Source organism: Bacillus sp. CGMCC 1.16541, assembly GCF_003184905.1.
Classification (GTDB): domain Bacteria; phylum Bacillota; class Bacilli; order Bacillales; family Bacillaceae_H; genus Priestia.
In genome coordinates this window covers 23,891-37,819 of sequence record NZ_QFRU01000014.1, presented here as the reverse complement: position 1 = coordinate 37,819, position 13,929 = coordinate 23,891, and the positions used below count along the sequence as shown (strand labels likewise).

Genomic DNA, 13,929 nt, shown 5'->3' with positions numbered 1-13,929 from the left:
TATGTAGGCAAAGAGGTGGAGTGATTATAAATGAAGATAGTCAATTTGATAGCGATTGCCATTGGTGGAGCAGGAGGGGCTTTTTTACGCTACAAACTCAATGTTTCATTATTACATAGCTATTATCCAGTGGGAACCCTTGTCGAAAATGTTTTAGGAAGTTTTTTATTAGGGTTGTTAACAGCTTATTTCCTACATAAAACGCCAAAAGAGTGGGTGAAATTAGGCTTAGGAGTAGGTGTGTGTGGTGGTTTTACGACATTTTCAACACTTGCGGCTGATGTCATTGATTTATCGCTTCATATGAGCCTTTTATCATCACTACTTTATATTGTCTTATCTTTATTTGGAGGGGTAGGTAGCGCGTTAACAGGCTATGTTTTAGGAGCTGAGTTAGGGAGGCGGAAGAAGGGAGTGATCGTTCGTTGAATTCTATGTATGTGGTGTTAGGTGGTTCGATTGGAGCTGTTTTTCGTTATTTTCTCGGTCTTGTGGTAATGAAACAATATTCAAATCCACCTTTTCCTGTTGCGATGCTAGTTGTTAACATCATCGGCTCAGGTGGATTAGGCTTCTTTTATGGTTATTATTATGGAGGGGTTCCAAATGGTTTAGTGTATGAGCAGCCCTTATTTTTAATCATGGCCATTGGTTTTTTTGGAGCGTTTACAACCTTTTCTACCTTTAGTATGGAAGTTGTTACGTTAATAGAAAGAAAACGATATAAAGAGTTAGCTGCATATATTTCTTTTTCGCTTATCGGAGCCTTTACTTTATTTAGTATCGCACTATTTATTGGAAAAGAAATGTTTTTTTAAAACATGAAAATGTTCATTCAAGAAAACGGGAACAGTAATAATAATTGGTAAATTATTGACATTGACTTTTAGAGAAATGTCGATTAGTATTCATTTTGGTTGAAAATTAATTCCTATAAGAATAGTGGGGTTTTAGTGTGAAGAAATTAGTTGTATTAATGTCAATTTTACTGACATTTGCATTTGTGTTAACAGCTTGTGGTACAAGTGATTCATCAAATGGAGGTAACGAGTCAAATAAAGAAAGTGCACAAAGCGATTTATACGCAAAAGTAAAAGAAGAGGGTGTTCTAAAAGTAGGAACGGAAGGGACATATCCTCCATTTACATTCCATGACGAGAGTGGAAAGTTAACTGGCTTTGATGTAGAAATTGCAGAAGAAGTAGCAAAGCGTCTTGGTGTAGAAGTGAAGTTTATGGAAACACAATGGGACGGTATGTTTGCAGGTCTTGATACAAAACGTTTTGACATGATTGCAAACCAAGTAGGTATCCGTCCAGATCGTGAAGAAAAGTATGATTTCTCTGATCCGTACATCGCATCAGCAGCTGTACTTATTGTAGCAAAAGACAATGAAGAAATTACAAAGTTTGAAGATTTAAAGGGGAAAAAAGCAGCTCAATCTTTAACAAGTAACTATGGCGATTTAGCGAAATCGTATGAAGCTGAATTAACAGGTGTAGAAGGATTTAACCAAGCAATGGAGCTTATTACATCTAAACGTGTAGATGGAACAATTAATGATAAGTTATCATTTCTTGATTACACAAAACAACGTCCAAATGCTCCTGTAAAAGTGGTAGATGAAGCAGAAGATGCAGCAGAAAGTGGTTTAATGTTTAGAAAAGATAGTGGCAAGTTAGTAGAAGAAGTAAACAAAGCGTTAAAAGAGATGCAAGAAGACGGAACATATAAAGAAATCTCAGATAAGTGGTTCGGTGAAGATGTATCTCCTAAGTAATATCTTTCAAGATCCTGAGCGCTTAGAGCGACTCGTAAATATTGCAAAGAGTTCCCTCTATCCAATGATAGAGGGTGCTCTTACATATACGATTCCTTTGACGCTTATTTCATTTACAATTGGAATGATTCTTGCCATTTTAACGGCTCTTGCTCGCTTATCTTCTAGTAAGGTACTAAATGTGATTGCAAGGGTGTATGTGTCTATCATTCGCGGTACACCTTTACTTGTGCAATTGTTTATTATTTTCTATGGACTACCGAACATCGGCTTAACCATTGATCCGTTTCCATCAGCGGTCATTGGTTTTTCATTAAGCGTTGGTGCGTACGCATCTGAAATTATTCGCGCAGCCATCTCATCCATTCCGAAAGGTCAATGGGAAGCTGCTTACTCAATTGGGATGACGTATCCCCAAGCTTTAAAACGAGTGGTTTTACCACAGGCAGCGCGTGTATCTATTCCACCTTTATCGAACTCATTTATTAGCCTTGTAAAAGATACGTCGCTTGCTTCACTTATTCTAGTAACTGAAATGTTCCGAAAAGCACAAGAGATTGCTGCGACGAACTATGAGTTTTTGCTTTTATATAGTCAAGCAGCGTTCCTGTACTGGATTATGTGCTTTGTGCTTTCTGTTATTCAAGGTAGAGTCGAAGCTCGATTAGATCGACACATAGCAAAATAAAAGGTGTGAGAGAAAATGATTAAGATTACAAACTTGCATAAGTCATTCGATCAACTTCAAGTGTTAAAAGGTATAGATATAGAAATCGAAAAAGGAAAAGTGGTTGTTGTTATTGGGCCGTCTGGATCAGGGAAAACGACTTTTTTACGATGCTTGAATGTATTAGAAATGCCGACTAGTGGAAGTGTAGAGATTGATAAACAAGTATTAAAATTCGACGAACGTGTCACAAAAAAACAAGTCATCTCTTTCCGCCGCTTAACAGGAATGGTGTTTCAAAGCTATAATTTATTCCCTCATATGACAGCGATTGAAAATGTCATGGAAGGGCCAGTCATGGTGAAGGGAACGAGTAAGGCAGAAGCTCGTAAAAAAGCCGAGAGCTTATTGAATAAAGTAGGTTTAGGAGATAAGTTAGATTATTATCCATTTCAGCTATCAGGTGGTCAACAACAGCGTGTGGGAATTGCTCGTGCAATGGCGATGGAGCCTAAGGTAATGTTGTTCGATGAACCAACATCAGCGCTAGATCCTGAGTTAGTAGGCGAAGTATTAAAGACAATGAAGGATTTAGCACAAGAAGGAATGACGATGGTCGTTGTGACGCATGAAATGCGTTTTGCCAAAGAAGTGGCTGATGAAGTCATCTTTATGGACGACGGCGTTATTGTTGAACGAGGAACACCTCAACAAATTTTCGATGCTCCAAAAGAAGAACGCACACGTCGTTTCTTAAATAAAATTCAGTGAAAAAAGACTCGTTACAACATTCATTTATATCTGGAATGTTCGTAACGAGTCTTCTTTTTATTTATCTAAAACAGCTTCTGCAATATTAACAGAGTGATCGCCAATTCGTTCTAAATTACTGATAATATCCACAAATACAATACCAGCAGCACCTGTACATTGCCGATTATTAAGGCGAATTAAATGTTTCTTTCGAAGTTGTCGTTCCATTGAATCAATGACTCCTTCTTTATGAAGAACAGCTTTTGCCTGTTCTGTATCCTCCGATTCTAAAGAGTGAATAGCTGTTTCTAAAGTTGAAATTGTGACATTAAACATTTCTTCAAGATCAGAAATGGCATCTTCAGATAAGTGGGTTTTTTGAACTTTTTTATATTCAATCAACTCCATCACATTTTCCATATGATCACCTACACGCTCTAAGTCGCGGACGATATTAATAAGTCGATGATGCTTTTGGGATTCTTGTTCTGACAAGTTGTTGGGTGAAATTCTCACTAAATAGTTCGTAATCTTTTCATCTAAATTATTAATGGCTTCTTCAAATTGAACGATTAAGTCACTGCTACGTTTATCATTTGTTTGTACGAATAATTTTGCTTCTTTTACACCTTGAATGGCCATGTCACCCATGCGTAACACTTCTTTATGAGCTTGCCCTAATGCGATTGATGGTGCTTGATCCAATAATAATTCATCTAAATGTTTCACTTTATATTCAACAACACGATCGTTACCCGGTATCGCTTTTGTGACGATCCACGCTAAGAAAGCGATGAATGGAAGTTGAATAAGAGTATTTAACACATTGAAAATACCATGTGCAAACGCAATCGTCATTTCAGGATTTAAGTTCAGTGTATTTTGAAGTTGAGCAATAAGTGCTGTGTATGGAATTAAAAATACTAGTACTAAAATTGTTCCAATTAGGTTGAAAATAACATGTGTTAAAGCAGCACGCTTTGCTGTAATCGTTGCACCAATTGCAGCAATCAATGCTGTAATCGTTGTTCCAATGTTATCTCCAAATAAAACCGGTAAAGCAGCTTGAAGGTCCATTGCTCCTTGAGAGTACAATTGTTGAAGTAAGGCAATTGATGCAGATGAGCTTTGAACACTTACAGTGAAAATAGTTCCAATTAACACACCAAGTAACGGATTATCACTCATGCTGACAGTTAAATCAGCAAATGCTTGTACTTCACGTAAAGGCTTAAGGCCATCTCCCATTAAGTTTAACCCTAAAAATAATCCACCAAATCCAAAGACAATTTGTCCAATATTATTGATGCGTTTGTCTTTTAAAAAGAAGAGTAAAAAGGCACCAATTCCGACAATTAACAACGCATAGTCAGAAATCTTAATCCCAATAATAAATGCGGTAACCGTGGTCCCAATATTCGCTCCCATAATGACACCAATGGCTTGGCGAAGAGTCATAAAACCTGCACTAACTAGTCCAACAGTTAAAACAGTTGTTCCACTACTACTTTGAAGTAAAATGGTCACGAAGATACCTGCTAATACACCCATAATAGGATTTGTTGTAAAACGATCTAAAATTTCACGAAGTCGATCTCCTGCGGCTTTTTGAAGCCCGTCACCTAAAAATTTAATACTAAATAGAAAAATACCGAGTCCTCCAAAGAACATAAACAGTATTTCCTGTAAGCTCAAAGCTGTTCACTCTCCTTTAAGTAGTCCGTTCATCGTTACGTGTATCATGGTAACAAGAATGAAAAGTGAATAAAAGAGAAAATCTATTGTCGAAACTTGTCACATATATAGGAAGAAACACGTAGTTTGAACTAAAAATAAAAATTTTCTGATTGTTTTTTGGAAAGTGATTCATCAATACGAAAATAAATCATAAGGTAAATGGGACAATCTTTTTACAAATGAAAAATCGTCTTTTATAATAAATAGTGTTTTTACTTTACATATGGAGGTTAACAATGATTGATCAGCTAATAGAGTTTTTTAGAGATTGGGGTGTGTGGGGGCTAGTTGTTGTTTCGTTTACAGAATCCTCATTTTTTATCGTCCCACCTGATGCATTACTAATTCCGATGAGTATCGTCAACCCTTCTAATGCGTTACTGTACGCATTGTATACAACAGTGGCATCGGTACTTGGAGGGATTTTTGGTTATTTCTTAGGTCAAATAATAGGACGTCCACTTTTACAAAAGTTTGCATCGCCTCATATCATTAATAAAGCCGAGATGATGTACGAGAAATATGGAGCTGGAGCCATTATTTTTGCAGGATTTACACCCATTCCGTATAAAGTGTTTACGGTATTAAGCGGAGCGGTAAAAATGAACTTGCCTGTGTTTATTATTGGATCATTAATTGGCCGTGGTGCGCGTTTTTTCCTTGTGGCACTTGTTGTCATGTACTTCGGAGATCAAGCAATGTCACTCATTACAAAGTACGGAGCGGTTACTACTTTAATAGTAGGTGTTATTTTTATCTTTGCGTTCTTTATTTATCGGAAGAGAAAAGTGAAATAAAAAGAAGAATTGAGCCGAAGAGATAAAGAAAAAGCCTATTAAAATCAGGTCGCAGCATCCCTTGCCAATAAGAGTTAGGTATTTAGATACCTAACCTGACTTTTAGAAGTTCGTTCTATAATAAGTTGGCAAGGGATTTGTTATGTGGATTTACTTTACTATGTTTGCCTTACTTATGTTTCAAGCTCATTTATTGTTGTAAGCATTATCAAGCATAAGAATTCATGGAATGTATATACATGGTAAAAAATACATGATATGTTGAAAATGGTGATAAAGTATGAAGAAGTTAGACAAGTGGAAATACATACTACTTATTGTAGCAATTGTAGGTCAGTTAGTAGGCGTTGCCTTTTTATTTATTAATATCACAGCAGCCATCGTTTTTTATGTTACCTATGTGATTGCTTTGATAGGATTAGTGGTTCTATTTATTTGGGAACGTAAAAAAGAGAAAGAGGAGGAAGATAATCGTGATTATCGTGACTACTGATTTTGTACCAGGTAAAGAGGTAAAAGAGTTAAAAGGATTTGTAAGAGGGAGTACGGTTCAATCAAAAAACATTGGTCGAGACATTATGGCTGGTTTGAAAACCATTGTGGGTGGCGAAATTAAAGAATACACAGATATGATGGAACAAGCTCGAAAACAAGCAATCGGTAGAATGGTCGAAGACGCACAGCAAAAAGGAGCAAATGCCATTATTGCGATGCGTCTTGAAACATCAGCTGTCATGCAAAATGCTTCTGAAATTATCGCATATGGAACAGCGGTGTACGTTGATTAATTTATACAATAGAGGAACCAAAATCGACAAAGAGAACTCATCTCTTTGTCGATTTTTTTATAGTTAAAATTAGGTTTTTCCATACATAAAACAGGACTTTTGATATATAGTTAGGTGGTGTGGAAAATTATAGGAAAAGGTTGGAGATTTTATGTCTATTTTGACTCGTTTTTCATTAAAGAATCGAGCCGCTGTTATTATTATGATCTTTCTTATTTCTATTTTAGGTATGTATTCAGGCTCGAAATTACCGATGGAATTTTTACCAAGTGTTGATAATCCTATGGTAACAGTGACGACGTTATCTCCTGGAACAGATGCAGAAACGTTAACCGAACACATCACTGAACCGTTAGAAAAACAATTCAAAAACTTAGAACATATTGATTCCATGATTTCTTCTACAAGTGAAGGTATATCCAGAATAGACATTTTTTACACATCAAAAGCAGACATGAAAGAAGCTGCAGCTCAAGTTGAAAAAATGACAAATCAACTACCAGTAGAAGATGGAACGATGAAACCAGTTGTATCTCAACTTAATACATCAATGATTCCTATTGCACAAATTGCCCTTCAAAAAGAAGGTGGATTTTCGAAGCAAGATGAACAATTTATCGAAGAGAACGTGGTTCCTCAGCTAGAAGACATTGACGGAGTAGCATCGATCGTTTTTTATGGACGTTCGAATACAGAGCTTGCAATTACTGTGGACCCAGAAAAATTAAATGAAAAGCAACTATCTCCAATGCAAGTGATGGGTGCATTACAAGGAAAAGAAGCATCGATTCCAGCTGGTCAAATAAAGGTAGATAATGAGACCAATGCGGTTCGCGTGATTGGTCAAATAAAAAGTGTGAACGAAGTCAAAAACATCTTAATCGCACCGAACGTAAAATTGTCAGATGTCGCAAAAGTAGAAGTGAAACAAGATTATGAAGCAATTTCTCGCATTGGTGGCGAAGAAGGTTTAGCTCTCGTTGTGATTAAAGAAGCGAGTAAAAATGCGGTTTCAACAGGAAAGGCAATTGATGAAAAAATTAATGAACTTAACGATAAATATGGAGAGAAATTTGAAGTTCGTATGATCATGTCAACAGCAGAACAAGTTGAAAATGCAGTATTAGGAATGGCAAAAGAAGTAGGAATTGGTGCAGTTGCTGCGACAATTATCATTTTATTCTTTTTGCGAAACATTCGCACGACAATCATTGCAGTTGTTAGTATTCCGCTTTCGGTACTCATTACGCTATTTTTACTTGATCAATCAAATGTCACGCTCAATATTTTAACCCTAGGAGGATTAGCCGTAGCGGTAGGACGTTTAGTCGACGATAGTATCGTTGTTATTGAAAACATTTTTAGACGTTTACAAACAGAGCCTTTCTCCATGAACCTCATCATTGAAGGAACAAAGGAAGTAGCAGTTGCTATTACGGCGTCCACTTTAACAACCATTGCGGTATTCTTACCTGTCGGGTTAGTATCAGGGGCAATTGGAGAATTCACGTTACCAATGGTATTAGCGGTTGTTTATAGCATTTTAGCGTCGTTACTTGTAGCATTAACGGTTGTTCCACTAATGAGTTACCTTTTATTAAAAAATGTTACTCATAAAGAACCGGCCCCTTCAAAGCGATATGTTGCATTGTTGCAATGGTCATTGTCACATAAATTGATTGTATTAGGAGTTTCATTTTTGCTATTCGTCGGTTCGATTGCTGCATACGTGGTGTTACCAAAAGCCAATATTTCATCGGAAGAAGAATCGATGGTTGAAATTACAATGTCTTTCCCAGCTGACTATGATTCGGAAAAAGCAGAAGAAACAGCAATTCAACTTGAAAAGAAACTGTTAGAAGAAGATAAATTAAAAGAACTACTCGTTCGCATGGGTTCTGCTTCTGAAGATGCGGCGTGGGGAGATGTATCAAAAAGCAACGAAGCAAGTATTTTCGTTATGTTTGAAAAAGGGAAAGACACAGATGCTTTTATTGAAGAGCTAAAGAAAGCTGAAAAGGAATATAAACCAGCGGACTTATCTGTCATGAAATTAAGTTATTCAAGTTTTGGTGGCGGAAGTGGGGTCGTATTAAACGTCACAGCAGATCAACAAGAAGAAATGATTGATGTATCAAACATGGTGATGAAAGAACTTGAATCCGTTAAAGGGCTTGAGAAAATTAAAAGTAATTATGAAGACTTAAAAAATGAATGGATTATTGACGTCAATCAAAAGAGAGCTGAAGAGGCCGGTTTAACTCCTCAACAAATTGGCGAGCAAATGCGTATGCGTATTAGTAAAGCAGTACTTGGACAAATGACCATTGATGAAGAGCAAATGAACGTCGTTCTTCGAATGAATAAAGAGGGCTTAACGACTAAAGAAGCATTACTAGATACGACTATTATGTCTCCTATAGCTGGTTCGATGAAACTTCGGGATGTAGCGACGATTGACCTAGAAGAAATTAAAACGCAAGTGTATCATCAAGATGGAAAAGAAACGATTCAAGTCACTGCTCAAATTAACGAAGAAGACCTTCAAAAAGTAGGAATCGAAGTAAACACTATGGTGAAAGAGTTAGAACTTCCAGATGGAGCAAACGTTGAAGTAGCAGGGTCAACAGAATCAATGCAAGAGATGTTTATGGACTTGTTTAAGATTATGGGTCTAGCAATCGGTATTGTATATTTAATTATGGTCATCACATTCGGTCAAGCTAGAGCGCCATTTGCCATTTTATTTTCGTTACCTCTTGCTGTTGTAGGAGGAATACTAGGCCTTATGGTTACACGTACACCAGTAGACATGAACGCATTGATTGGTGCACTCATGTTAATTGGGATTGTTGTCACCAATGCCATTGTATTAATTGAACGAGTTCAACAAAACAAGGAGCGAGGGCTTTCTACACGTGAAGCGCTGTTAGATGCAGGGGCTGTACGCTTACGACCAATTATTATGACAGCTGCTACAACAATTGTTGCAATGATGCCGTTAGTGTTTGGGACAGCTGAAGCAGGAAGTATGGTATCAAAAAGTTTAGCAGTTGTTGTAATTGGAGGGTTAGCAGTTTCAACATTACTAACACTCGTTGTCGTACCTGTTATGTATGAATTGTTAGATCGTATCGGTCGAAAACGAAATAAGAACAAGACACAATCAGTAACACCAGAATTGTAATTGACTTCAGTTAACTTAACCTAAAATTTAAACTTTTCTAAAAATTGTAATTGACAAAAAAATGAGTAACATGTAAGATGATAAAGTGGAAAAAATAACTAATTAGATAGGAGGTTACGTCATGAAAAAGGTAATGATTGATACAAAAAAACAAGACCAATTAAATAATGACGTGACTGAAACTACCTGTCTAGCTAACTAATCCATTTATTTATAAAAGCTAAGCACATGTCACGTATAGCTGTGGCGTGTGCTTTTTGTATTTCAAGGCATATCGTTCATCTCGATGTGCCTTTTTTATGTTGTTAAATAACCATAAAATGGTTATTTGATATAAAAAATTTAGGAGGAATGGGTCATGATGATGTCAGTATCACGTCTAATTGTAAGTGCAGTGGAGCTAGAAGGCGGTTAGTAAACGAGAACAGTGAAGGGGGAAAAAATAATGTTTTCAGTACTATGGAAGTTAAGTTGGTTTTTTAAAAAGCATTGGAAGAGATATAGTACGGCTGTATTTCTATTGATTGTTGTTAGTTTTATTGATGTGATGCCACCAAGAATTATTGGGTTAACCATTGATTATATTCAGGCGGGATCACTGACCACTGAGTTATTTCGCAACCAAATTATGTGGTTGTCTGTTATTACTGTAGTAAGTTACGTGGTGACATATGTATGGATGTATCAACTGTTTGGTGGGTCGTTTTTAGTAGAGAGGTCATTACGTTCAAGTTTTATGAAGCACTTATTAAAAATGACACCTACCTTTTACGAGAAAAATCGTACTGGTGATTTGATGGCACGAGCAACGAATGATCTAAAAGCCATCTCATTAACGGCAGGGTTTGGTATTTTAACGTTAATTGATTCAAGTATTTTTATGCTCATTATTTTATTTACAATGGGCTTTATGATTAGTTGGAAGTTAACAATTGCCGCGCTACTTCCGCTGCCGATTATGGCAGTGCTTATGAACATCTTTGGTAAAAAAATTCATGAGCGCTTTACAATTGCTCAAGATTCATTTGGGCAGATGAATGATCAAGTGTTAGAGTCAGTCGCAGGTGTTCGAGTGATTCGAGCTTACGTACAAGAACGAGCAGATCAGCAGCGATTTCATCAATTAGTCAAGGATGTGTATAAGAAGAATATATCTGTTGCTAAAATCGATGCTTTGTTCGAACCAACCATCAAAATTTTAGTTGGTTTAAGTTATTTAATTGGATTAGGATACGGGGCATACCTTGTTTTTCATCAAACCATTACACTCGGTGAACTTGTATCGTTTAACGTTTATTTAGGAATGATGATTTGGCCGATGTTTGCGATTGGAGAGCTTATCAACGTCATGCAACGAGGGAATGCTTCGCTTGATCGTGTGAATGAAACGTTAGCGTACAAACCTGACGTTGCGAATGCATCTCAGCCAAAAAATGTCTCTTCTCCTGATAGTATTTCATTTGGAAAAGTGACGTTTCAGTATCCATCTTCTCAAGTTCAAAGCCTACAAAATGTTGATTTACAAGTAACTGCCGGACAGACAATCGGAATTGTGGGGAAAACAGGAAGTGGTAAAACAACGCTTATTCGACAACTACTTCGTCAATATCCAAAAGGGACAGGTGAATTGTCTATAGCAGATGTTCCAATTGAACAACTAGAGATGGAACAAGTACAAGATTGGATTGGGTACGTTCCTCAAGATCACGTATTATTCTCAAAAACAGCGCGTGAAAACATTTTATTTGGTAAAAAGGACGCGACGGAAGAGGACGTACAAAAAGCAATTGATTTAGCAGCGTTTCGTCATGATATTCCGCTTTTACCGAATGGGTTAGAAACGTTGGTAGGAGAAAAAGGAGTGGCGCTGTCAGGTGGGCAAAAGCAACGTATCTCAATTGCCCGTGCATTGTTAAAAAATCCAGAAATCCTTATTTTAGATGATGCGCTATCAGCCGTTGATGCAAAAACAGAAGCAAAAATTATTGGAAATGTTCGACGTGAACGTCAAGGGAAAACCACTTTCATTACAACGCATCGATTATCAGCAGTAGAACACGCCGATCATATTCTCGTATTGGATAATGGTGTTGTAATTGAAGAAGGAACGCACGATAGTCTTATAAAGAGGGATGGCTGGTACAAAGAGCAATATTATCGTCAGCAATTAAAAAGTCATGCAGAACGTGAGGTGACGATATGAACGTAGGAAAACGCCTTTTTCAGTATGCCCTTTATTACAAAAAGGTCATTATCTTTGCATTATGTATGTTAACGATATCTGTTGTTGCTGATTTAGCGGGTCCGTTTATTGCAAAAAAACTCATTGATGAACATATTTTAGGAATCGAACAACCTTGGTATGAAACGAATGAGGAAAGTGGCTCAGTTTTGTACAATGGACGTTGGTATGAGCGTGCAGACCGCTTAACAGAAGAAGAGAAGATAGACGAAGCACATATTTTATTGATTGGTAGACGTTATTATTTCATTGATGACAAAGTAACGTTTGATGGAGAACGCACCATTCAAAATGGTGAAGTAACGATTACACGTGGGGAAGAAAGCGCGCGTTATCGTGGAGAGCGGTTGTCAACAGCTGAGTTATATTCGTTTTATCAGCCAGAAGTAAAACCAATTGTTAAATTAATGGGAATCTATTTTATCTTTTTAATGATTGCAACCATCTTTCAATACGGTCAGCGATTTTATTTACAAGTGGCATCAAATCGAATTATACAGCGAATGAGAGAAGATGTGTTTGGTCAAATTCAACGTCTGCCCATCTCATACTTTGATCATCTACCAGCAGGGAAAGTGGTTGCACGAGTAACAAATGATACAGAAGCCATTAGAGAACTTTATGTCACTGTATTAGCGACGTTCTTTTCTAGTATCATTTATATGACGGGTATTTTCATTGCACTGTTTATTTTAGATGTTAAATTGGCGATGGTAACCCTTGTCATTGTACCTCTGTTAATTGTGTGGATGATGATCTATCGAAAATATGCATCGACGTACAATCAAGTTATTCGCACAAGAGTGAGTGATATTAACGGAATGATTAATGAGTCAATTCAAGGAATGACAATCATTCAAGCATTTCGTCGCCAAAAAGAAACAATGAATGAATTTAAAACGTTAAATAACGAACATTTTACGTATCAAAATAAATTGCTGAATTTAAACTCCTTAACATCACACAATCTTGTAAACGTATTGCGCAACTTATCATTTGTCATGTTAGTGTGGTACTTTGGTGGAGCGTCATTACGAGCAGATACAGTTATTTCTTTAGGTGTGTTATATGCGTTTGTCGACTACTTAAATCGTCTTTTCCAACCGATTACCGGTATGGTTAACCAACTCGCTCAGCTTGAACAAGCAAGAGTTGCAGCAGAGCGTGTATTTGAATTACTCGATGAGCAAGGTGAAGACGTGAAGGACGATGCGCTTGCTTGTTATAAAGGAAATGTGACGTTTGAACACGTATCTTTCGGTTATAAAGAAAATGAATATGTATTAAAAGACATTCATTTTCAAGCGAAACAAGGAGAAACAGTCGCTCTTGTTGGTCATACAGGGTCTGGTAAAAGCTCGATTATTAACTTACTGTTTCGTTTTTATGACGTAAATAAAGGACGTATTTTAATCGATGGTGTGGACGTCATGACAATGTCAAAGCAACAGTTGAGGAAGCATATGGCCATTGTTTTGCAAGACCCATTCTTATTTACAGGTACAGTAGCGAGTAACGTAAGCTTACAAGATGAACGCATTACACGTGAGCAGCTCGAGCAAGCATTAATAGATGTCGGAGCAAAAGACTTATTGAAGCACTTACCAAAAGGATTCGATGAGCCTGTTATTGAGAAAGGAAGCACGCTATCCTCTGGACAGCGACAGCTCATTTCATTTGCAAGAGCTCTTGCGTTCAATCCGTCTATCCTTGTTTTAGATGAAGCAACGGCGAACATTGATACAGAAACAGAGGCAGTCATTCAAAAAGCATTAGAAGTATTAAAAAAAGGAAGAACAACATTTATTATTGCGCATCGATTGTCTACCATTCAGAATGCGGATCAAATCCTGGTATTAGACAAAGGATATATTGCCGAACGAGGTACTCACGAAGAGTTGATGAAGCAACAAGGGAAATATTATCAAATGTATCAACTACAAAAAGGGCAATCTGATTCGTATGCAGTGTAAGTAAG

12 protein-coding genes are annotated in these 13,929 nt (G+C 37.0%); 11 read left to right on the top strand and 1 reads right to left on the bottom strand.

The window, feature by feature from the left end:
• Window positions 1-30 precede the first annotated feature (30 nt).
• The 5 genes from DIS06_RS13875 (at window position 31) to DIS06_RS13855 (ending at window position 3,218) form a co-directional block, all read left to right on the top strand.
• On the top strand, window positions 31-429 hold the full coding sequence (locus DIS06_RS13875) for a FluC/FEX family fluoride channel (protein WP_110113850.1): 399 nt from the start codon (window positions 31-33) through the stop codon (window positions 427-429).
• A gap of 5 nt (window positions 430-434) precedes the next feature.
• Window positions 435-818, top strand: coding sequence for a fluoride efflux transporter CrcB (gene crcB / locus DIS06_RS13870; RefSeq protein WP_204166804.1), 384 nt, complete (start codon window positions 435-437; stop codon window positions 816-818).
• Window positions 819-955: 137 nt separating this feature from the next.
• On the top strand, window positions 956-1,780 hold the full coding sequence (locus tag DIS06_RS13865) for an amino acid ABC transporter substrate-binding protein (protein ID WP_110113848.1): 825 nt from the start codon (window positions 956-958) through the stop codon (window positions 1,778-1,780).
• Window positions 1,764-2,468 (top strand): amino acid ABC transporter permease, encoded by a 705-nt coding sequence (locus DIS06_RS13860; protein ID WP_110113847.1) that lies wholly within the window; start codon window positions 1,764-1,766, stop codon window positions 2,466-2,468. The genes DIS06_RS13865 and DIS06_RS13860 overlap by 17 nt, the downstream gene beginning before the upstream one ends.
• Before the next feature lie 15 nt (window positions 2,469-2,483).
• Window positions 2,484-3,218 carry an amino acid ABC transporter ATP-binding protein gene (locus DIS06_RS13855; protein ID WP_110113846.1) on the top strand — a complete coding sequence of 245 codons (735 nt, stop codon included), beginning with the start codon at window positions 2,484-2,486 and terminating at the stop codon, window positions 3,216-3,218.
• A gap of 57 nt (window positions 3,219-3,275) precedes the next feature.
• Here the strand turns inward: DIS06_RS13855 and DIS06_RS13850 are convergent, their stop codons facing one another.
• Window positions 3,276-4,871, bottom strand: coding sequence for a Na/Pi cotransporter family protein (locus tag DIS06_RS13850; RefSeq protein WP_481746867.1), 1,596 nt, complete (start codon window positions 4,869-4,871; stop codon window positions 3,276-3,278).
• 302 nt (window positions 4,872-5,173) lie between these two features.
• Between DIS06_RS13850 and DIS06_RS13845 the strand changes: the two genes are divergently transcribed.
• The 6 genes from DIS06_RS13845 (at window position 5,174) to DIS06_RS13820 (ending at window position 13,924) form a co-directional block, all read left to right on the top strand.
• Window positions 5,174-5,734 carry a YqaA family protein gene (locus DIS06_RS13845; protein WP_110113844.1) on the top strand — a complete coding sequence of 187 codons (561 nt, stop codon included), beginning with the start codon at window positions 5,174-5,176 and terminating at the stop codon, window positions 5,732-5,734.
• A 280-nt stretch (window positions 5,735-6,014) separates the two neighbouring features.
• Entirely contained in the window at window positions 6,015-6,227 is a 213-nt protein-coding gene (locus DIS06_RS13840) for a hypothetical protein (protein WP_110113843.1), read from the top strand.
• Entirely contained in the window at window positions 6,208-6,522 is a 315-nt protein-coding gene (locus DIS06_RS13835) for a YbjQ family protein (RefSeq protein ID WP_110113842.1), read from the top strand. Before DIS06_RS13840 ends, DIS06_RS13835 begins: the two co-directional genes overlap by 20 nt.
• A gap of 151 nt (window positions 6,523-6,673) precedes the next feature.
• A complete protein-coding gene (locus DIS06_RS13830) occupies window positions 6,674-9,709 on the top strand; it encodes an efflux RND transporter permease subunit (protein WP_110113841.1) in 3,036 nt (1,011 codons plus the stop codon).
• Between the two features lie 445 nt (window positions 9,710-10,154).
• Window positions 10,155-11,912 carry an ABC transporter ATP-binding protein gene (locus DIS06_RS13825; protein WP_110113840.1) on the top strand — a complete coding sequence of 586 codons (1,758 nt, stop codon included), beginning with the start codon at window positions 10,155-10,157 and terminating at the stop codon, window positions 11,910-11,912.
• The gene (locus DIS06_RS13820) at window positions 11,909-13,924 is read left to right on the top strand and encodes an ABC transporter ATP-binding protein (RefSeq protein WP_110113839.1); all 2,016 of its coding nucleotides are present in this window, start codon (window positions 11,909-11,911) and stop codon (window positions 13,922-13,924) included. The genes DIS06_RS13825 and DIS06_RS13820 overlap by 4 nt, the downstream gene beginning before the upstream one ends.
• Window positions 13,925-13,929 lie beyond the last annotated feature (5 nt).